This window comes from Kitasatospora sp. NPDC087861 (assembly GCF_044742585.1).
In the GTDB taxonomy this organism is placed as follows: domain Bacteria; phylum Actinomycetota; class Actinomycetes; order Streptomycetales; family Streptomycetaceae; genus Kitasatospora.
Genome location: NZ_JBIUUS010000002.1, coordinates 273619 through 294991, shown reverse-complemented (window position 1 = coordinate 294991; position 21373 = coordinate 273619). Strand labels below are relative to the sequence as shown.

The following is a 21373-nucleotide window of genomic DNA, read 5'->3' as shown; positions in this document are numbered from 1 at the left end:
AAAAGCGGATGAAGTTCGACCTCTTCTGCAGCCTGACGCAGGCGCAGCCAGGCGATGCCCATCCGTCGCACGCCACGGTGTTCCGCAACTTCCTGGAACAGGTCGAGGTGGCCGACGACTTGGGGTTCGGCACGGTGTGGGTGGCGGAGACAGGCCCGGCCGCTGCCCGTCGGCCGCCACGGCAACGACACCGCGCAGCGCGCCCTGGAGCGCCTGGACCGCGAGGACGCCGTCACGCCCGTTCCGGCCCCGCCCGTCATGGCTCAGGCGCCGCCGGCTACCAGCCCGTCCAGCGCATCGGGGTCGACGCTGAGGGTCACGCCGCCGTACGTCTCGTCGGCGCTGCCCCGGTACTGGTGGATGCGGTGGCCGGTCCACAGGTCGTCGGGCAGCCCGGCCTGCCCGCTGGTCGTGGGGCGCCCGTCCCAGCGGGCGTACCAGATCGCGTCGGGCATCGGCGCGCGTCCGGCCCGGACGGCGGCGACGACGTCCGCGATGCCGGAGTTCATGCTGGAGTAGAAGCCCGACCGGTACCCGGCCGCGTGCAGGGCCTGGGTCCAGCCGACGGTGAAGTCGACCACCGCCCGGCTGCACACCGCGTCGCCCGTCGGGTAGGCCTCGATGTCGAGGTACACCGGGCTGCCCGGCCCCAGGCCCAGCGCCCGCAACGCCGCCGCCGCCTCGCCCGCCTCCCGTCCGCCCTGCTCCCCGGCCCGGTCCGGGTCGATCCGCAGCGGTTTGTCCTCCCGCTCGGCGCAGGGCGCCTGGAGCCCGACGTGCGTGGGCACCAGCTTCCATCCCATCGCCCGGACGATGGCGACCCACTGCGGCGTCAACCGGGTCTGCTCGCAGTGGCGCTGGCTGCCGCTGCTGTAGATGTTCACCGCACCGTACGGAGAGACGGTGCGCCAGACGGACAACGCCTCCGCCGACGGGGCCGAGCAGGCGTCGAAGCCCGCCCCGGTGAACCGGTACTCCGGCAGTGGTTCCGAGGACACGGGAGGCGGCACGGCAACGGGCGTGGGACGGGCGGCCGAGGGTTCCGCCGCCGATACGGGCGCGGCGCCGTGGACGGCGCTGGTGAGCATGACGAGCGGAACCGCCAGCAGCGCGGCCGGTGAGGGAAGTCGCATCCTTCCGTCCTAGCCGTCGACCGCGGGCCCGCCGTGCCGACATGCCGACGTGCCGCGTCCCGCTCACTCGGAATCTCCACCCGTCGGCCCCGCGCACCCGTCGTCCTGCGCCGGCCCTGGGCGTCAAGCAGCCCGAGGGTGCGTACCAGGCCAGGGCCAAGGAGGACGCCCCCGTCTACGAGCAGGTGACGGTGCCCGGCGAGGGGTGGCGGATGGAGCCGAGGAGCACGACGAGCGGGCAGGGCCTGGCGCCCCGCCAGGCCCGACGCTGCGGGCGCCGTCCTCAAGACGTTCTACCGCACGACCGCCAAACGCCGTGCCGGCTACGTCGACGCCGACGCGCTGGTGGAGCTGGTCGCCATGAGATCCAGGGCTTCCTGAACAGTGACCCGGACGGCACCTTCGTCCAGGGCCACGGTGTGAAGCTGACCCGCCGGGCCGCCAAGGGCCGGTACACCCTCGGCGGCGAGGGCCAGCAGGCCAAGTGGCGCAAGGGCGCCGGTTTCCCGAGGACCTGCTACGAGACCACGGACTCCGTCGGCGGCGTGTCCTCCTGGGGCGACGGCAACGACATCCGACTCCGCGAATCCTGAGCACGACCGGGCGGGTCGAACCCGTCCGCGCCGGGCGACGACGAGCGCGCCGTCGTCGCCCGGCGCCACCAGGCCCGCGATCGCGCGGGGGCGGGGAGGTGCTGTACGTCGGCCTGAAGGGGCCTTCGGCAGGCGGGACTTGGTGGATGCCCAGTGAACTGCCGGGCCGAAGTGTGACCTGACTCCCGGGGAGCCGAGCTGCGAGGCTTCACCATGAGGCCTTGAGCCGAGTGTCAGAGGGGGCGGGACCGGGTGGGCGTCAGATCCGCGACCAGGAGCGCCAGTAGTTCCGCCGGCGCCTCGATGAAGCGGTAGTGGCCTCCCTCCAGGAGTTCGAAGGTCGCTTCGCCGCAGGCCGACCAGCCGGTCATCAGCGACGGCGCGATGCCCGTGTCCTCGGTCCAGCCGATGGCGGTGATCGGGCACGGCAGCCGGACCGGCTGCGCCACGTGATACCGCTTGTTCATGTCGACGTCGTTCCGCAGGACGCCGAGGTAGAGCGCGAGCAGGCTCGGTTCCAGGGTGCCGCCCAGTTCCGCGACGAGCTGACGCAGTTCGGCGGCCAGTTCGTCGTCGCTCATGCCGAGGAAGCGGCCGTAGGGGCCGTCCTGCGGCGCGACCTCGGCGGAGACGAACACCTGGGTCGGGGCGGGACAGCCCCTCTGGACCAGCCGTACGGCGGTCTCGTACGCCGCCAACGCGGAGCCGCAGTGCCCGAACAGCGCGTAGGGACGGTCCAGGTAGGGGCGCAGCGCTTCGCAGAGGTCGTCGGCCAGCGCCTCGTAGGTGGTGTGGGCGGGCTCGCGCATCCGGTTCTCCCGGCCGGGCAGCTGCACGGGGCAGACCTCGACGCCGTCGACCGATGACGGCCACTGGCGGTACATGCTCGCTCCGCACCCGGAGTAGGGCAGGCAGAACAGCCGCGCCGGTGCCACCGGCGACGGCTCGCGCAGGAACCACTTGTTGCGGGTACGGGCCGTCGGAGCGTCCACTGATGACCTTCCGTTCGGGGGCTTCTTCTCGGGTTCGGCTGCGGTGATGCCGGCAGCGGCGAAGGCGGTTGTGGTGAAGGCGGTTGTGGTGCTGGTGGCGGCGGTGACAGCGGCCGTGGTGGCGGCAGGCGGCGGCGAGGCGCCGGCTCCTATCGGGTCCGCGCGGTGATCGGCAGGTGCGAGAAGCCCGCGATGATGTTCGAGCGCATGCGCCGCGGTGCACCGGCGAGTTCGAAGCCGGTGAACCGGCCGAGCAGTTCGGCGAACAGGATCCGCAGGGCCACCCGTGCGACGGTGTGTCCGATGCAGTAGTGCGCGCCGACGCCGAACGCGATGTGCTTGTTGGGTCGCCGTCGGATGTCGAAGGTGTCCGGGTCGGCGAACACGGTCTCGTCGCGGTTGGCCGACCCCAACCACACGACGACCGCGTCCCCCGCGGGGATCGGCACACCCCGGATCTCGACGTCGCGGGTGGCGTGGCGCATGAAGTGCTGGGTGGGCGAAGCCCATCGCAGTGCCTCCTCCACGCCGCTGCCGAGCAGTTCCGGGTGTGCCGCCCAGTCGTCCAGGACCGCGGTCCCGGCCAGTTCGACCATCGCCGCGATCGGTGGCTGGGCGGTGGTGACGGTCGCACCGAGCAGCAGGCTGTAGCAGTTGGACACGATCTCGCCCGGCGACAGTCGGCGTCCGTCCAGTTCCATGGTGAGCAGCACGCTGATCAGGTCGTCACCCGGTGCGCGCCGACGCGCGGTGACGATGTCCTGGAAGTAGGCGAACAGTTCGCGGTGGGCGGTCACGAGGGTGGCCCGTGGTCCGGCGGCGAGCTGGAACTCGGGGTCGTCCGCGGCGATGCAGGCGTGGGCGAGCCGGACCAGCCGCGGCCAGTCCTGTTCCGGTAGCGCCATCATGGTGCCGATCACCGCCATCGGCAGGGTGGCCATGGCGGCGGCGAAGTCGAACGGGCCGCCGTCGGCCAACGGCCGGAGCAGCTCGACGACGACCCGGCGGATGGCCTCCCGGTCGTTCTCCACCGTCTTGATCGACAGCGCCTGCTGCAGCGGGCCACGCAGGTGCGAGTGCCGGGGCGGGTCGGTCGCGGCCATCTGCCGGCCGCCGGCGGGGTCGCCCTTGCCGAGGAGGTTGAGCAGGGTGCCCTGTTCGGAGGTGAACGTGTCGTGGTCGCGGAGCACCCGGTTGGCCTCCGCGTAACCGACGATCGACCAGTAGCCGATGTCGCCGACCGGCTGCCAGCTCACCGGGGCGTGGCGGCGCAGCCGTCGCCACACCTCGTGTGCCCCGCCCGCGTGGTAGAGGTCGGGGTCGATCAGATCGACCGGCTGCGGGGAGAGGACCGGGCATCGCGTGGTCGGGGGAACCGCCGTCATCGGGGCTGCTCCGCCCGTGCCCCGTCGGCCGGGCCCCCCGTCGGGCCGTCCGGGCCCGCCGTCCGTATCCGGGCGGTGAGGGCCGTCGCCAGCTCGGCGACGGTCGGCGACAGGTACAGGGTCTGCGCGGGGAGGTCCACGTCGAACTCGCGCTGGGTGGCGACCAGGAGGTCGGTGGCCAGCAGGGAGTGTCCGCCGAGGTCGAAGAAGTCGTCGTCGACGCCGACCGGTTCGACGCCGAGGACGTCGCCCCACAACTCGGCCAGTCGCGTCTGCACCTCGGTGAGGGGCGGGACGAACTCGTTGGCCACGTTGCGCGGTACCCGGGTGGCGGTGGGCAGGGCCCGGCGGTCGATCTTGCCGTTGCGGTTCACCGGCAGCTCGGGACGGACGAGGATCGCCCAGGGAATCAGGTAGCCCGGCAGCCTGTCCCGCAGTTCGTGGCGCAGCCGCCGGCCGAGGTCGGCGGAACCCGCCGGATCGGGCTCCGCGGGCACGACGTAGGCCAGGAGCCGGGTGCCGCCCGCCGGATCGGCCTGCGGCAGCACGACCGCGTGCCGCACCCCGGCGAGCCGTTCCAGCTCGACCTCGACGGCGCGCGGTTCGGCGCGGTAGCCCTGGACCTTGACCTGGTCGTCCGCGCGTCCGACGAACTCCAGCGTGCCGTCCGGCAGCCATCGCACGAGGTCGCCGGTCCGGTACATCCGGGCCCCCGGCTCGGTCCCGAACGGATCGGGCAGGAACCGTTCGGCCGTTGCGGCCGGGCGGCCCAGGTAGCCGCGGGCCAGGCCCGCCCCGGCCACGTACAGCTCCCCGCACTCGCCGACGGGCACCGGCCTGAGGTCGTCGTCGAGCACGGCGACCCTGGTGCCGCTGATCGGGCGGCCGATCGGCACGCTCCGCAGCTCCGGGAGGGTGCTGCTGGTCCAGCAGGTCGTGTACGTGGTGTTCTCGGTCGGTCCGTAGCCGTTGGTGAAGAGCAGCTCCGGGTAGCGGGCCAGCAGGTGCTGGACATGGCCCGGCGAGGCCACGTCGCCCCCGGTGAGGACGTGCCGCACGTCGGCGAACGCCTCCAGGTGGGAGCTCGCCATCTGGTGGAAGAGCCCGGTGGTCAGCAGCAGGACCGTCACACGCTCGGCACGGACGACGCGCGCCACGTGCTCCAGCGTGATGGCGACCGGGGGGAAGAGGACCAGCCGGCAGCCGTTGACGAGGGGGGCCCAGATCTCGAACGTGGACGCGTCGAACGCGACCGGCGCGAGGTGGAAGAAGACGTCCTCGGCGCGGACGTCCATCCAGTCCGCACCCCGGACGAGCCGATCGATCGCCCGGTGGGGTACGCCGACACCCTTGGGCTCGCCGGTGGAGCCCGAGGTGTAGCTGACGTAGGCGAGCCGGTCCGGGTCGCCGGGGCGGGCCGGAACCGCCGGCCCGGTGGCCGGCTCCTGCGTCGGGCAGCCTTCCGTCACCGTGACGACCGTGCCCGGCAGTTGCTCCCGCAGGGCCGCTTCGGCGATCACCATGCCCGCGCCGGCGTCCTTGAGCAGCAGCGCGTGGCGGCTGGCCGGGTCGTCCGGTTCGAGGCCGAGGTACGCCCCGCCCGCGATGAGGACGGCGAGCAGGGCCACGATCAGCTCCGGCGACCGCGGCACCAGCACGCCTACGACGTCCTCCGGCGCCAGTCCGGCCGCTCGCAGACGCCCGGCGAGCCGGTTGGCGCGGTCGTTGAGCTGCTGATAGGTCAGGGTCCGTCCGTCGCAGGTGACGGCGGGCGCGTGCGGGGCCCGCTCCGCCTGTTCGGCGACCAGTTCGTGGATGGCCCGTGCGTCGAACGGTGGCCGTCCGCTGCCGACGAACGCCGGGATGTCGGAGGTGAAGACCGTCTTGGTCAACTGCTTCCCGCTTTCGTGTGCTGAAGTGTCCCCGTCGGGGTTGAACGCGCGACCGCGTGGGCCGTCGCTGTCGCCGCCGGTACCGCTGTCGCCGCTGTCGGCGATGTCGGCGCTGTTCGGTGGGCGGTCGTCGCGGCGGCCGATGCGCCGCACGTGGTGCGCGGTGTCACCGGGTGCGTCCACCGCCTCAGACCGCCGGCACGTGGAAGAAGGTGTCCCGCGAGGCGATGCGGCCCTGCGGCGTCATCCGGAAGAAGTCCGCGAACCGCAGCTCGACCTCACCGCCGTCGTGCAGCACGCCGCGGAACAGGCCGTGCACCGCCACCTCGTCGTCGGTCGTGACCACGGTGGCCAGGGTGTGCACGCCGGTGCGGATCACCCGCTGGTCGCGGTAGAAGCGTTCCAGTTCGGCATGCCCGACCATGGGTTGGTACCCGGGGCGGTGGTAGCGGGCGTCCGGGGTGAACAGGGCGACCAGCGCGGGCACGTCCCCGGCGTCGACGAGCTGGTAGTACCGGCGGACCTGGGACACCCCCAGCGCCGGGGTCGCCGGGTCGGCCGGGGCCGTCAGGGTTGCCGCGGCCACCGGGGTTTCCGGTGGTGCCGGTGGTGCCGGCGTTTCGTCGGGATGGGGGAGGGTGTGGACCATGCCGAGGTGCTTCCTGTGATCGCTGTCAGAGTCGTGTACGTGGTGAGAGATCCGGTACGGCCGCGGCGTCCGGGGCTTCCTCGAGCGCTTCGACCAGGCGCGCCGGCGTGGGTGCCTGGAACAGGGCGCCGAGGGTGAGTTCACGGCCGAACCTCACCCGCACCCGGTTGACCAGCCGGGTCGCGAGCAGGGAATTGCCGCCCAGCGCGAAGAAGCCGCCGTCGACGCCCACCGTGGGCAGGCCGAGTACCTCGGCGAACAGCGCGCACATGGTCTGCTCCGCCGGGGTTCGCGGCCCAGGCCCGGACGGTGCCGGTGCGAGGTCCGGGACGGGCAGCGCGGCCCGGTCGATCTTCCCTCTGGGCGTCAGGGGAAAGGCGTCGAGCGTGACGATCACCGAGGGCACCATGTAGTCCGGCAGCACCGCGGAGGCGTGCTCCCGCACCGACGCCGGGTCGAGCCCCGAGCCCCCCGCCGGGACGACGTAGCCGATCAGACGCCTGCCGGGCGAGGTACCCGGGCCGGCGACCACGGTCGCCTGGGCGACGGCGGGATGCCCGGCCAGAACCGCCTCGATCTCGCCCAGCTCGATGCGGAAACCGTGGAGCTTGACCTGCTCGTCCGCGCGGCCGAGGAACTCGAGTTCCCCCTCGGCGTTCCAGCGGACCACGTCACCCGTGCGGTACATCCGCTCGCCCGGTTCGCCGAACGGGCACGGCACGAACTGGCCGGCCGTCCGGCGGGGGTCGTTCAGGTACCCGCGCGCCATGCCCGCACCGGCGACGTACAGCACGCCGGCCACCCCCGGCGGCACCGGCGACAGCGCCTCGTCCAGGACGTACACCCGCCGGTTGTCCATCGGTCGGCCGAGGGGGACGACGTCGGGCACGGCCTGACCGGGGCGGAGCACCCTGCGCGTGGTGAACGTGGTGGCTTCGGTCGGGCCGTACCCGGCGACCACCACGGAGTTCGGACACCGGGCCAGGACGCGCCGGACCGCATCGGCCGGCACGATGTCACCACCGGTCCACACCTGGCCGACCCGGGCCAGCGTGCCGGGGGACTCCTCGGCGAACACCCGGAACAGCCCGGCCGTCAACCACAGCGCACCGACCCGGTGATCGACGATGAGCCGGTGGAGGTCCGAGAGCGCCAGCTCGCCGGGCGGGGCCACGACCACCCGGCCCCCGTTGAGCAGCGGCACCCACCACTCGTAGGTCGAGGCGTCGAAGGCGTGCGGGGAGTGGGCGAGTACCCGCGGGCCGTCCTCGTCGCGCCAACAGCGTTGCGCGGTCAGGCTGACGACGTTGCGGTGGCTCAGGGCCACCCCCTTCGGCGTGCCCGTGGATCCCGAGGTGTACAGGACGCAGGCCAGGTGATCCGGGCGCAGCGGCACGACGGGGTCGGTGGTCGGCTCGTCGGCGAGGCCGGGGTCGGCGTCGACGACGACACCCGGTGTGCCGTGGGACAGTGCGTGGTCCCGGGTGGCCCGGTGGGTGAGCAGCACCGCCGCCCCGGTGTCGTCCAGGACGCGACGCAGGCGGGCGATCGGGGCCCGGGTGTCCAGCGGCACGTAGGCGCCGCCCGCCTTGCTGATCGCCAGGACCGACACCACCACGTCGGCGGAGCGTTCCATGAGCACGGCCACCGTGCTGTCGCAGCGGACACCCAGGGCGATGAGCCGGTGGGCCAGCCGGTTGGCCCGGGCGTTCAACTCCGCGTAGGACAGGGTGGTTTCCCCGCACACCACGGCGGGCGCATCGGGCGTGCGCCCGACCTCGGCCGCGAAGGCCAGCGGCACCGTCGGGTGCGGCAGCGGATGCGTGGTGCGGTTGGCGGCCACGACGGTCCGGTGCCGTTCCTCGGGGGTGAGGAGGTCGGGCCGGCCGATCGGCCGGTCCGGGTCGGCGGCGGCCACCGCGTTCAGGAACCGCAGGAACCGCTGCTGGTGGGCGGTGAGTTCGGCCTCCGAGTAGAGCGCGGGGTTCGCGTCGACGTCGAGCCGGGGCTCGGTGCCCTCGGAGCGGTCGTAGACGGAGAACGAGAGATCCTCGACCGGCCCGTTGGACAGGTTGTGCGCGGTGGCCCGGACGCCCGCGAAGTCCAGGTGGTAGTAGAAGGACATGATGTTGACGACGGGCCCGAACAGGACCCGTTCCGACCGTGCCGGATCCAGCTCCCTGCGCAGGTCCTCGCTGCGGTGGCGCTGGTGCCGGCGCAGGGCGGCGATCTCCTCGGCCACCTGTCGCGCGAGTGCGGACAGACCCTGTTCCGGGTGCACGCGCAGCCGCAGCGGCACCACGTTCGCCACCATGCCGGGGACGGCCGGCGCGGAGGAGCCGGTGCGCCCGGTCACCGGCATGCTGAGCACGATGTCCCGTTCGCCGCTGAGGCGGTGGAGGTACGCGGCGACCGTTGCGGTGAAGGCGGTGGGCCAGCTCGCCCCGGCGGGTCGTGCGGCCCGCCGCAGCGCGGCCACGGTGGGCGCGTCGAGGGTGCTGGTACGGCGCAGGAAGCCGTCCGAGGCGGCCGCCGAGCGGCTGGCGAGGCTGACGGGATCCGGCCGGCCGGCCAGCCGGTCCGCCCAGAACGCCCGGTCCTGTTCGGGCTGTTCCGACGCGTGGTAGGCAGCGTCGTGCGCCAGCAGCAGGCTCAGCGGCCCGAAGGTCGGTCCTGCCCCGCCCCTGCCCTCGACCAGCCTGGTGTAGGTCTTGGCGACGCGGCGCGCGATGAGCGACATGCTGAAGCCGTCGACCACGATGTGGTGGACGCGCTGGTACCAGAGGAAGCGGTCCGGCGCGATGGTGAACAGGGCCTGGCGGAACAGCGGGTCCCGGGTGAGCCCGACCGGAGTGGACAGGTCGGTGCGCATCCAGCGCTCGGCCGCCCGCAGCGGATCCGGTGTCGACGTGAGGTCGACGTGGTGCATCGACCAGTCGGGCGACGGGGTGACGACCTGCCGGGGGCCCTCGGCACCGTCGGTGAGGCGAACGCGCAGTGACTCGGTCTCGTCCACCACGCGCCGCACGGCCGTCTCGAACAGCTCCGCGTCGATCGGCCCGGGGATGTCCACGTACTCGCCGGTGTTGTAGGCGGGGCTGCCGGGGCGCAGGTGGTGGGCGAACCAGATGCCGGACTGCGCCGACGACAACGGCAGCTCGTGTCCGTCGCTCATCCGAGCTCCTCCAGGATGGCCGACAGCGCGTCGGCGAAGGGCGCGACGTGGGGCGGCGACAGCATGTCGTGGTGGTTGCCGGGTACCTCGACCACGCTCAACGCCCCCCGGGTGCGTTCCCGCCACCGGGCGGGGACCACGACCGGGCCGGCGAGCGCGGGGTGGGTCTCGGCGCTCGTGAACAGGTGGATCGGTGTCCGCAGCCGTGCCGTTGACCGGTAGCGTCGGGCGGCGTCGCCGTTGGTGGTGAAGACCCGCACCATGCGCCGCAGTTGTTCGGTGCGCACCCGCAGGGGAAGGCGCTCACGGGCGTGCGCGTCGTGGAGCAGCAGGGAGAGGGCGTCCTGCTCGTCGAGCTCGTGGAGGTCTCCGACGGTTCCGGTGGGCAGCCCGGAGGCGAGCGCGAACCGGGCCGTCCCGTGCGCGTCATGGTCGTCGGACCCACCGGTGGACCCGTGGTCGGACCCGTCGGTGGACCCGTCGGTGGACCCACCGGTGAACGCGGGTGCTCCGACGTCGATGATCCCGAGGAATCCCGGGGGGTTCCCCTGCTCCTCCAGCAGGCGGGCCATCTCGAAGGCGACCAGCCCGCCGAAGGACCAGCCGGCCAGCAGGTACGGGCCGTCGGGCAGTACGGACCGCAGCTCCCGCAGGTAGCGCTGCGCCTGCTCCTCGACGGTGGCCAGGGGCGGCTCGTCGGTGTTGTAGCCGACGGCCTCCAGGCCGTAGACGGGCCGGCCGCCGGCGAGGGGTTCGGCGTGCCGTTCGGTGACTGGTTCAGTGACTGGTTCGGTGAGGTGTCCGGCCAGGTGGAGGAAGGAGCACACATCGCCGCTCTGCGGGTGCACCAGGATCAGCGGCGCCCTGCGGCGGTCTCCTTCGGCCAGCGGAACCACGAGCCGGCGCAGGGCCCGCGACGCGTTGGGCAGTTCCGCGCACAGACCCTCGACGGTGGGATGGCGGAACACCGTGTTCAGCGGCACGGTGACCCCCCACTCCCGCCGGATCGCCTCCACGAGCTCGACCGCCCTGAGGGAATGCCCGCCCAGCGCGAAGAAGTCGTCCCGGACGCCGACCCGCGGGGTGCCCAGCACGCGCTCCCAGATCCTGGTCATCAGGAGTTCCAGCAGGTCCCGCGGCGGTAGCGCACCCGCCTCGTGGCCGTGGCGGGCGGGCGCGGGCAGGGCCCCGCGATCCACCTTGCCGTTCGTGGTCAGCGGGATCCGGTCGAGTGCGGTCAGCGTCGTGGGCACCATGAACTCGGGCAGGGTCTCGCGCAGGGAGCGCCGCAGGACCGCCAGGTCACCGGGCCGGTCCTGCCACACCAGGTAGCCGGCCAGTTCGGCGTCCGTCCCGCCGCCCCGCACCGTCACCGCGGCCCTGGCGACACCGGGCTGCGCGCACAACGCGGCCTCGACCTCGCCCAGTTCGATGCGGTATCCCCGGATCTTCACCTGCTCGTCGGTGCGGCCGAGGAAGACGAGGCTGCCGTCCGGCAGGTACCGCGCCAGGTCGCCGGTCCGGTACAGCCGGCCGCCGTCGGCACCGAACGGATCGGGCACGAAGCGCTCGGCGGTCAGCCCCGGCCGGTTGGCGTACCCGCGGGTGACGCCGACCCCACCGATGTGGATCTCACCCGGTACACCGACGGGCACCGGGGCGCCGGCCGGGTCCAGCAGGTAGATCCGGAGGTTGCCGAGCGGCCGGCCGATCGGCACGGACGCTCCTGGCCGGGCCAGATCCCGTTCGGCGTCCACGCGCCGGGTGACACAGCCGACGGACGCCTCGGTGGGACCGTAGCCGTTCCACAGCGTGGAGACCCGGTCGAGGAGCCGTCGGGCCAGGGCGGGCTGGAGCGGTTCGCCCACGCAGATCGCCTGGAACCGGCCGCCCTGCCAGCCGCCGTCCAGCAGCAGGAGCCAGGTGGCCGGTGTGGCCATGAGCGTGGTGACGCCGAACTCGCGCATCATCTCCGTCAGGCGCGGGCCGTCGACCGCGACCTCCGACGGGGCGATCACCACGCTCGCGCCCCAGGCCAGGGGCATGAGCACCTGGGGGACGATGACGTCGAAGGAGATCGAGGCCACCGAGGCGACGACATCGGCCTCGCCGAGGTCCAGCTGTCGGCCGCGGACCACCAGGTAGTTGACCACGCCCTCGTGCGGGACCAGCACGGCCTTGGGGCGGCCGGTCGAACCGGAGGTGTAGATCGAGTACGCCAGGTTGGCGGGCGTCGCGAGCGGTGGCAGCCGGTCCTCGGGCCGGGCCGCGACGAGCCGGGCCTCGGCGTCCATCCACACCGTCGCGGCGCCGTGCTGCGGCAACCGGTCGGCCAGGGAGCGCTGGGTGAGCAGCAGCGGCACTTCGGCGTCGGCGAGCATGAACGACATGCGCTGGGCCGGGAGGTCCGGGTCCAGTGGCAGGTAGGCGGCGCCCGACTTGAGGACGGCCAGCAGGGCCACGACCAGGTCCGCCGAGCGCGGCAGGCACACGCCGACCAGGCGTTCCGGCCGTGCTCCCCGGGCTCGTAGGTGCCGGGCCAACTGGTTGGCCCGGCAGTCGAGTTCCCGGTAGGTCAGTCGCTGGGCGCCGCAGCGGACCGCCACCGCGTCGGGGGTCAGCCGGGCCTGCTCCTCGACCAGCTCGTGAACGCAGAGGTCCGCGGGAAAGGGTTCGTCGGTGGCGTTGGCGGCCACCAGCAGCGCTTCGCGCTCGGCCTCGGTGAGCAGGTCCAGGCGCGAGACGGGACGGTCGGGATCGCTGGACGCGGCGTCCAGCAGCCGGAGGTAGTGGCCGACCAGACGCTCCACGCTCGCGCGGTCGAACAGATCGGTGTCGAAGGCCACGGTCCCGGTTGTCCCGGCTGTCCCGGTCGGCCGGTCGGCTATCACCAGGCTGAGGTCGACCTTGGCCGTGCCGTTGTCGACGTCGATCTGTTCGACCTCCGTCCCCACCAGCCGGAGGGAGGCGGTCGGGTCGGACAGGCCGGCGAACATCACCTGGAACAGCGGGTTGCGGTCGAGACCGCGGGCCGGCCGCAGCTCCTGCACCAGCCGTTCGAACGGCACGTCCTGGTGCGCGTAGGCGTCCACGGCGGTCCGGCGGACCCGATCGAGCAGCTCGGCGAAGCTCGGGTCGCCCGAGAGGTCGGTGCGGATGACCACGGTGTTGATGAACGAGCCCACCAGCGGGTCGAGTTCCGGACGGGTCCGGCCCGCGACCGGTGTGCCGACCGCCACGTCGGACTGCCCGCTGTAGCGGGCGAGCAGGGCCTGGAACGCGGCGAGCAGCGTCATGAACATCGTCGCGCCGTGCCGTCGGCCCAGCAGCCGCAACCGCCCGGCCAGTTCCGCGGGCACCGTGAAGGTGATCCGCTCGCCCCGGCCCGCGCGGACCGGTCCGCGCGGACGGTCGGTGGGCAGGTCCAGCGGGGACAGCCCGGACAGCTGTGCGCGCCAGTAGTCCAGCTGGCGCTGCAGACGTTCGCCGGAGAGCCGGGCCCGCTGCCAGTGGGCGAAGTCCGCGTACTGGATCCGCAAGGGGGGAAGCTCGTGCTCGCGACCTTCCAGCCGGCTCCGGTACATCGCCGACAGGTCGTCCCACAGCAGCGGCATCGACCAGCCGTCGACCGCGATGTGGTGGACGACCACCACCAGGACGTGTTCGTCCTCGTCGACCCGCAGCATTGATGCGCGCAGCAGCGGGGCGGTGGTCAGGTCGAACGGGCGCAGGATCTCGGCGTGAACGAGATCGAGGGTCAGCTGCGTCCGGTGTTCCGCGGGCTCGGTCCGGAGGTCCGTGACGGGCAGGTCGAGCGGCCGGGCCGGCTCGACCGAGGGGCTGGGGCGCCCGTCCTGCTCGGGGAAGGCGGTGCGCAGGACTTCGTGGCGCCGCACCAGCTCGGTGAGGCTGTGGCCGAGGGCGGCCACGTCCAGCGGCCCGTGCAGCCGGAAGACCTCGTGGACGTTGTACATCGCGGGGCCGTTGGACAGCCGCTCGATCAGCCACATGCGTTCCTGGGTGAACGACGTCACCTGCGCACCCTCCGGGCGGGGTGGGACCGCGGCCTCCGGCTTGCCCCCGGCGGCCCTGCTCCGGGCCGCGCGGACGCGTTGATCGAGCAGGGCCCGGGTGGCGGCCGGCGTGGCACCGGTCGAGGGGATGGCTCCGGGCGTGGCACCGGTCGGTTGGCCGGGCTCGGGTCGACTGTGCTGTGCCTTCACGGGTGACGGGCCTTTCCGGCGGGAAGCGGTTCCGCTTCGGCGGCGGCGCCGAGGTCCGCCAGCAACGCCGCGTCGATGCCGCCGGCGAGTTCGGCGACGGTCGGGTGGTAGAACAGCAGGGCGACCGGCAGTTCGAGGTCGAGTGCCCGGCCGAGTCGGGACATGACCTTCGAGGCGAGGAGCGAGTGGCCGCCCAGCTCGAAGAAGTCGCTGTGCACGCCGTCCGGGGTGACATCGAGCACCTCGGCCCAGGTCTCCAGCACGAGAAGCTCGGTCTCGGTCCTGGTGGCGGGAGCGCCGGCCTGGTCGGCATCGGGCTGCGGGGCCGTGGGCTGGACGGCGGGAGTGGCGGGAATGGCGGGAGCGGAGCGGCTCACGCGGAGGCCGGGAGGGGTCTCCCACGCCGATATCGGCCGTTCGGGACTGCCGACGAGATGGTCGAGCAGCGTCCTGAAACCCTCGGAGAGCTGCCGCACCGTGTCGCGGTCGAAGAGGTCGGTGGCGTAGCGGATGACGCCGGTGAAGCGATCGCCGCGGTCCGTTATGGAGACCTCGATGTCGAACTTCGCCACGTCGTTCGGTATCTGATGGTCACTCACCGCAAGCCCTGGAAGTCCGGACGGGAGCGCGGGCGGATCCTCCAGCTGGAACATGACGGTGAACAGCGGGTGTTGGCCGAGATCGCGTTCGGGCCGCAGCTCCTGCACCAGCCGTTCGAAGGGGACGTCCTGGTGGGCGTAGGCCTCCACCGCGCACCGCCGTACCCGGGCGAGCACGTCGGTGAAGCCGGGGTCGCCCGACAGGTCGGTGCGCAGGACGAGCGTGTTGACGAAGAAGCCGACCAGCGGCTCCACCTCGATCCGGGTCCGCCCGGAGATCGGTGTCCCCACCGTCACGTCGGCCTGTCCCGTGCAGCGCGCGAGCAGGACCTGGAAGGCGGCCAGCAGCGTCATGAACGGCGTCACCTCGTGGGCGCGCCCCAGTGTGCGTATGCGGTCGGCGAGTTCTGCGGGGATCTCGATCTCGACCTGGTCGCCCCGGCCTGACCACACCGCGGGGCGGGTTCGGTCCGTCGGGAGCGCCGACGGGCTCAGGTCGGCCAAGCGCTCGTGCCAGTAGGCGAGTTGGTCCAGCAGTGCTGTCCCGGCCTGGTGGCTCCGTTGCCAGTCGGCGAAATCGGCGTACTGGACGGGCAGGTCCGCCAGGGCGATCGGCCGGCCGTCGACGGCGGCGCCGTACACGGCGGAGAACTCCTGCCACAGCACCGACAGCGACCAGCCGTCACAGGCGATGTGGTGGATCACCAGGAGCAGCAGATGGTCGTCGGGGGCGGTGCGGATCAGTCGGGCCCGCAGCATCGGAGCGGTCCCGAGGTCGAACGGGGCCGCCAGATCGGCGGCCACCAGCTCCCGGGCCCGCTGCCAGGCCTGCTCCGCCGAGGTGTGCGTCAGATCGGTGATCGTCGGCACGAAGGTCTCGACCGGCTCCGTGACGTGGCACGGGCCGTCCTCGGAGTCGACGATCCTGCCGCGCAACACCTCGTGGCGCCGCACGACTTCGGTCAGCGCCCGGGCGAGCGCCCCCTGGTCCAGTCGGCCGCGCAGGCGAACCGCGGTCGGGACGTTGTGGTCCGGCCGACCCGGCCGCAGCCGATCGAGGAACCACAGCCGTTGCTGGGCGAAGGACAACAGGGTCGGAGCGTGCGCGCGCCGATCGGGGCCAGGCATGACGGATCCACCTTTCACGGCGATCGGGAACGCTTCAGCGCCCCGGAAATCCTCTCGCCGATTCGCTACTTCGCGAACAGTACGGCGGATACTAGGTGGCTCCCGTCTCACTCCACAAGATCGAGAAGAGGATTGCGGGCATCAAGACAATATTTACGCCAGCCCACGGGAATCCTTATGTAGATCGAACACGCTCCACGGCTAGCATCGGCGCGGCAGGCCATGGCACCCTCTCTGACGTCCCGTCATGGTGCGGTTCGAGGGCCACACTTCCGTGGACGGGCACCACGTGATAATTCTTCTGTCGCCAGCGGGCGGCCGGGTGGGCCCCTTTCGTGTCGGGCCCTCATTGTTCCGAATGAGATCGGTGAACCCGTTGCATGAACTCATCCGTTGTCTATGAACTCACCCCGTTGCATGAACTCGGAGAAGTCGTGATGCAGCAGCAGAACCTGGTGGGTTCATTCGTCTCGCACGCCACCAGCCACCCCGGTGATCCGGCGCTGGTATGGCACGGAGAAGAGACGACCTACCGTGAACTCCACCAGCTGGCGGAGCGGGAGCGCGTCCGGATCGCCCGGCTCGCCCCGGGCGAGGACGAGCCGATCGGCATCCTGGCCGCCAAGTCGCCCTCGGCGATCGCGCTGGTGCTCGCCTGCCTGCTGGAGGGGCGGCGCTTTCTGCTGCTGCCGGCGCCCACGCCGGAGGGGAGAACGTCCCACGCGTTGGTCGAGCAGGCCGGAATCCGGCACGTCCTGTCGCCGGAGAGCCCCCAGGCGCCCGGACCCGGGCCGGGTGCCTCGGACCGGCCGGCGCAACCGAAGGCGCCCCGCCGTACGGAGCCCGCCGACGTCTCCTTCATGTTCACCACCTCCGGTTCCACCGGGCGGCCGAAGATCGTGCCACTGAGTACGGGGGCGGTGGACCGCTTCACCACCTGGGCCGGCGAGCGGTTCGGCATCCGTCGGGGAACGACGGTCCTCAACTACGCCCCGCTCACCTTCGATCTGTGTCTGCTGGACATCTGGACCACGCTCAAGTACGGCGGCCGCGTCGTCCTGGTCGATCCGGCCCGGGCCACCCACCCGGGCCACCTGCTGGACCTCGTGTCCCGCCACGCGGTCCAACTCGTCCAGGCGGTACCGATGTTCTACCGGCTGCTGGTCGACGCGGCCACGGGGAGCGGCCGGCGGCTCGACACGGTCGAGCACGTCGTCTTCACCGGTGACAGCATGCCCGCCCGCTGCCTGGCCGAACTTCCGCAGCTGTTCACCGGCGCGCGGTTCTACAACGTCTACGGCTGTACCGAGACCAACGACAGCTTCCTGCACGAGGTCGACGGCACCGAGCCGGCGGACGGCCCGGTGCCGATCGGGCGCCCGCTGCCCGGAGTCCACGCGGTGATCGTCGGTGCCGACGGCGGGATCCTGACCGGGCCGGGAACCGGCGAGCTCCAGGTCGCGACGCCTTTCCAGACCGACGGCTATCTGGACCGGGAACAGGACGCGGACACGTTCGCGACCCACCACCACGACGGGGAGACGCGGCGCTACTTCCGCAGCGGCGACCTCGTGCGGCGTGACCGGGACGGCTGCATCACCCTGGAAGGCCGAAACGACCACCAGGTCAAGGTCCGCGGCGTGCGGGTCAACACCCATGAGGTCGAGCAGGTGTTGCTCGACCATCCTGACGTCGTCGAGGCGGCCGTGGTGGCCGTGCCCGACCCGGTGGCCGGCCGCCTGCTGCGGAGCGTGGTCCGTCGCGCCCCGGACAGCCGGCTGAACTCGCTGGCGCTGCGCCGGCACTGCGCACAACGGCTTCCGCTCACCGCGGTCCCCTCGGCCCTGCTGATCGTGGACGACCCGCTGCCCAGGACGTCCACCGGAAAGATCGACCGCAGGCCCGTCGAGCGCGCCTGCTCCCCGTCCCAGCCAAACGAAGGAACGGCCACGTGAAACACGCCGCGGTAGTCACGCAGTTCATCATCGAGGAGTTCCTGCCGGACGTCGGCGCCGGCGAGCTGGACTCCGACTACGACCTCGTGGACGGCGGGGTCATCGACAGCCTGGGCCTGCTCAAGACGATCGCCTGGCTTGAGGATCGCTTCGACCTGCGCGTTGAGGAGATCGACCTCGACCCGGACAGCTTCCGCTCCGTCGGCTCGATCAGCAGGTTCATCGAACGGGCCCAGCAGCACCGGACGGACTCCCACTAGTCATGCACGAGGTGCTGCGAGCGCTGATCGACCGGGACCGCTCCGTCGATCAGGAGATGTGGGGGTCCTTCTGGGACCAACTGCGTGACGGCGCTCTCCGGTCCGGCGAGACGGTGGCGCTGCTGTCCTCGCTGTCCACCCGGATGCCCGATCGGGACACGCTGGTCGGGATGCTCCGCTCGCTGGACGAGCGCCGGCCGGCCGTCGCCGCGCGGCTGGACGACACGGCCAACATCGTCGGCACCGGAGGCGGGCCGGCCACGTTCAACATCTCCACCGCGGCGGCGTTCGTCGCCGCCGCCCTGGGCGTCCGCATCGTCAAGACGGGATCCCGCGCCTACACGAGCACCTGCGGCTCCCACGATCTGCTCGACCGTCTCGGCATCGGAACGACCACCTCGTACGAGCAGACCGACGCCGTACTGGAACGCTTCGGCATCGCCTTCCCGGGGAACTTCGTCTACCCGCGGGAGGTGACGCTGCTGGCCCGGAGCATCGTGCCGATGGACCTGCGGATGATCGGCGGATTCATCAACTCCGTCGGCCCCTTCCTGGCCGCGGTGCCGGTCTCCGCCCAGCTCGTCGGTGTCTCGGACCATTCGCTGTTGCCGACCCTGGGCCATGTCGCCGCCACCGTTGCTGACCGGAGGATCTGGCTGTGCTCCAACGAGCTGGGAATCGACGAGCTCGTCAGCTCCGTCGACAACGTCGTCCTCACCAATGACGGCACCGACGGGATCCGGCTGCGGGCCGAGGCTCCCGGTCCCGGGCCCGGCGCGATCGCCGAACTGCGGCCGAGCGGAGGGGGAGCGGACGTGGTCGACCACTTCCTCGGCGTGCTCTCCGGAGACGGGACGGGTCTTGCGACGCGGACCGTCTGCCTGAACGCCGCCGCACTGGCCGTCGCGAGCGGGCTGATCGACGAGTGGCCGGAGGCGGTCAGGGCGGCCGACGACGTCCTTCGCAGCGGCGCCGCACGCGACCTCGTCGACCGCTTGCGTGCGCAACCGGCGCGCCGCGTGGTGGCTACGGAGCGTGCGCGGTGAGCGGGTTCTTCGCCCGCCGGCCACCGGACCAGCCCGGTCTGGCGATGTTCCTCAACGCCGGAGACCCCCCGCTGCCCGTCCTGGCCGACGTCATGCGGATGCTCGACGACTGCCGGGTGGACTGCCTGGAGCTGGCGGTGCCCTTTCCCCACTCGGTCACCGACGGGCCGGTCATCCGCCGATCGGCGCAGCGGGCCCTGGCCGACGGCGGCGGACTCGACGAGGTGCTCGACTTCCTCAGCGGGATCCTGCCCCGGCTGCGCCACCTGCGGGTGGCACTGCTGGCCGACTGGAGCCATACGGTCAGAGACCTGACCGTGCCCGGCTTCGTCCGGCGGGTCGCCGACTCGGGCGTCGACGGGCTGCTGGTCCACGGCCTGCCACCGCGGCTACGGGCCGACTGCCTCGAAGCGGTGCAGGAGGCGGGGCTGCCCATGGTCGCCACCTGCTACGCCGCGTCGGCGGCCGAGGTGAAGGCCGCGGCCGCCGAGTGCGCCACCGCGTACCTGTACCTGGTGGCCCACTACGGCCGCAGCGGCGGCAGGCTCACGGCCGACCGCCAGGAGCTGGCCGCCGCGCTGGCCGCACTGCGGAAGACGACCGCCGTACCGATCGCCGTCGGATTCGGCGTCCGCTCCAGGGCGGACATCGCCCTGCTGCACGGCCTCGGCGCCGACGCCGCGGTCGTGGGCAGCGCCGGGGTCGCCCGCATCGAGCACGCCCTCGCCGAAGGGGTCGACGTGGTCGAGGAGTTCCACACCTTCGTGCACACCATTTCGCCGTATTCAGCAAGCCGCTAGGAGGCACACCCGATGATCGTCCGACGCCTTGACGAGGTGACGACCGTGGACTGGGGCAACGGGCTCAGCCGCAGGTTCCTTCTCGAATCCGACGGCCTGGGCTACACGATGACGGACACCACCGTCCGCGCCGGCACCAAGTCGAGGCTGGAGTACCGCCGCCACCTGGAGGCCTGCTACTGCATCAAGGGAACGGGCGAGGTCGTGGACGCCGACGGCACGTCCCACCCGATCGAGCCGGGCACGCTGTACGCGCTCGACCGGCACGACGCCCACTTCCTGATCGCGGGCCAGGACGAGGACCTCCGCCTGGTGTGCGTGTTCTCGCCCGCGTTGCGCGGCGACGAACGCCACAACCTGGACTCAGCCGATTTCTCCGAGTACTAACAGGACTGACAGATGATCAGGTGGAACGCCGACCAGATCGCTCTGGGCGAGGGGATCGGCCAGTGGTGCGAGGAGCTCAGCTCCGGCCATCTCGAAGGGGACGCGGAAGGCGCCTTCCCGTGGGACAAGTGGAAGCTGATCCAGCGGTCCGGAATCCTCGGCCTGCCGTTCGACGAGCAGTGGGGCGGGCTGGGCCAGGACCTGCTCACCACCATGCACGTACTCGAACAACTCGGTACCGGGTGCCGTGACGGCGGACTGAACTTCTCGGTCGCCACCCACCTGGTCAGCGTCGGAGTCCCGCTGCAGCGGTTCGGCTCGCCGGAGCTCAAGGCGCGCCACCTGCCGGGGATCTGCTCCGGAGAGACGATCGGGGCGCACGCGATCAGTGAGACCGAGAGCGGCTCCGACGCACTGGCGATGAGGACCACGGCCACCCGCGAGAACGACGGCTTCGTGCTGCGGGGCGGCAAGTCCTTCGTCACCAACGGCCCGGTGGCCGACGTGTTCGTGGTCTACGCGCGCACCCACCCGAAGCACGGCCCGCTCAGCATCACCGCCTTCGTCGTGGAGCGGGACACCCCGGGGCTCGTCGTCGGGCCACCCGTCGCCACCATGGGGCTGCGGACCGCGCCGCTGAGCGAACTGCACTTCGACGACTGCAGGATCCCCGCATCCGCCGTGATCGGCCGGGTCGGATCCGGGTTCCTGGTCCTGGACCACGTGATGAAGTGGGAGATCCTCTGCTCCTTCGTCATCAACACCGGGCAGATGCGGTACCGGCTCGACCGCTGCGTCGAGTACGCCAAGGAACGCGTCCAGTTCGGCAAGCCGATCGGCTCGTACCAGTCGATCTCCCACAAGCTCGTGGACATGGAGATCCGCCTGGACACCGCGCGGAAATGGCTCTACGACACGGCGGTCCGGCTGACGGAGGGCGAGAACGTCACGAAGGACATCGCCGTCAGCAAGCTGCTCGCCAGCGAGAGCAACCTCTCCTCCGCGCTGGCCGCCGTGCAGATCTTCGGCGGCAGCGGGTACCTGGCCGAGTACGGACTGGAGAAGGACGTGCGCGACGCGGTCGCCGGTCCGATCTACTCGGGCACGTCGGAGATCCAACGCAACCGCATCGCCGCCATGTTGGGGTTGTGACACC

The 21373-nt window shown here is 71.9% G+C and carries 15 protein-coding genes; 7 read left to right on the top strand and 8 right to left on the bottom strand.

What is annotated here, in order from left to right:
* Window positions 1-263: 263 nt before the first annotated feature.
* Window positions 264-1133 (bottom strand): DUF1906 domain-containing protein, encoded by an 870-nt coding sequence (locus ACIOJE_RS04010; RefSeq protein ID WP_400773136.1) that lies wholly within the window; start codon window positions 1131-1133, stop codon window positions 264-266.
* A gap of 419 nt (window positions 1134-1552) precedes the next feature.
* On the opposite strand from ACIOJE_RS04010, the gene ACIOJE_RS04005 reads away from it, so the two are divergent.
* Window positions 1553-1726: a hypothetical protein gene (locus ACIOJE_RS04005; protein WP_280681386.1), complete on the top strand. Its 174-nt coding sequence runs from the start codon at window positions 1553-1555 to the stop codon at window positions 1724-1726.
* A gap of 233 nt (window positions 1727-1959) precedes the next feature.
* On the opposite strand, the gene ACIOJE_RS04000 is transcribed toward ACIOJE_RS04005, so the two are convergent.
* The 7 genes from ACIOJE_RS04000 to ACIOJE_RS03970 form a co-directional block, all read right to left on the bottom strand.
* The gene (locus ACIOJE_RS04000; RefSeq protein ID WP_400773134.1) at window positions 1960-2718 is read right to left on the bottom strand and encodes a thioesterase II family protein; all 759 of its coding nucleotides are present in this window, start codon (window positions 2716-2718) and stop codon (window positions 1960-1962) included.
* A gap of 149 nt (window positions 2719-2867) precedes the next feature.
* The gene (locus ACIOJE_RS03995; RefSeq protein WP_280681382.1) at window positions 2868-4103 is read right to left on the bottom strand and encodes a cytochrome P450; all 1236 of its coding nucleotides are present in this window, start codon (window positions 4101-4103) and stop codon (window positions 2868-2870) included.
* A complete protein-coding gene (locus tag ACIOJE_RS03990) occupies window positions 4100-6178 on the bottom strand; it encodes an amino acid adenylation domain-containing protein (RefSeq protein WP_400773131.1) in 2079 nt (692 codons plus the stop codon). Before ACIOJE_RS03990 ends, ACIOJE_RS03995 begins: the two co-directional genes overlap by 4 nt.
* Window positions 6179-6182: 4 nt before the next feature.
* A complete protein-coding gene (locus tag ACIOJE_RS03985; RefSeq protein WP_280681378.1) occupies window positions 6183-6581 on the bottom strand; it encodes a nuclear transport factor 2 family protein in 399 nt (132 codons plus the stop codon).
* Window positions 6582-6669: 88 nt separating this feature from the next.
* Entirely contained in the window at window positions 6670-9819 is a 3150-nt protein-coding gene (locus ACIOJE_RS03980) for an amino acid adenylation domain-containing protein (protein ID WP_400773129.1), read from the bottom strand.
* Window positions 9816-13853, bottom strand: coding sequence for an amino acid adenylation domain-containing protein (locus ACIOJE_RS03975; RefSeq protein WP_400773126.1), 4038 nt, complete (start codon window positions 13851-13853; stop codon window positions 9816-9818). Before ACIOJE_RS03975 ends, ACIOJE_RS03980 begins: the two co-directional genes overlap by 4 nt.
* A gap of 185 nt (window positions 13854-14038) precedes the next feature.
* Window positions 14039-15769, bottom strand: a complete 1731-nt coding sequence (locus ACIOJE_RS03970) for a condensation domain-containing protein (protein ID WP_400773125.1) — start codon at window positions 15767-15769, stop codon at window positions 14039-14041.
* Window positions 15770-16206: 437 nt separating this feature from the next.
* Between ACIOJE_RS03970 and ACIOJE_RS03965 the strand changes: the two genes are divergently transcribed.
* From ACIOJE_RS03965 to ACIOJE_RS03940, 6 genes are read left to right on the top strand one after another with little or no spacing between them, the layout of a single operon-like run.
* Window positions 16207-17724 (top strand): AMP-binding protein, encoded by a 1518-nt coding sequence (locus ACIOJE_RS03965; protein WP_400773123.1) that lies wholly within the window; start codon window positions 16207-16209, stop codon window positions 17722-17724.
* Window positions 17721-17984 (top strand): acyl carrier protein, encoded by a 264-nt coding sequence (locus ACIOJE_RS03960; protein ID WP_400773121.1) that lies wholly within the window; start codon window positions 17721-17723, stop codon window positions 17982-17984. The genes ACIOJE_RS03965 and ACIOJE_RS03960 overlap by 4 nt, the downstream gene beginning before the upstream one ends.
* 2 nt (window positions 17985-17986) lie before the next feature.
* A complete protein-coding gene (locus ACIOJE_RS03955; RefSeq protein WP_400773120.1) occupies window positions 17987-19030 on the top strand; it encodes an anthranilate phosphoribosyltransferase in 1044 nt (347 codons plus the stop codon).
* The gene (gene trpA, locus ACIOJE_RS03950) at window positions 19027-19830 is read left to right on the top strand and encodes a tryptophan synthase subunit alpha (RefSeq protein ID WP_400773118.1); all 804 of its coding nucleotides are present in this window, start codon (window positions 19027-19029) and stop codon (window positions 19828-19830) included. The genes ACIOJE_RS03955 and trpA overlap by 4 nt, the downstream gene beginning before the upstream one ends.
* Before the next feature lie 12 nt (window positions 19831-19842).
* Window positions 19843-20217, top strand: coding sequence for an ectoine synthase (locus ACIOJE_RS03945; RefSeq protein WP_280681363.1), 375 nt, complete (start codon window positions 19843-19845; stop codon window positions 20215-20217).
* 12 nt (window positions 20218-20229) lie between these two features.
* Entirely contained in the window at window positions 20230-21369 is a 1140-nt protein-coding gene (locus tag ACIOJE_RS03940) for an acyl-CoA dehydrogenase family protein (RefSeq protein WP_400773116.1), read from the top strand.
* Window positions 21370-21373: the final 4 nt, after the last annotated feature.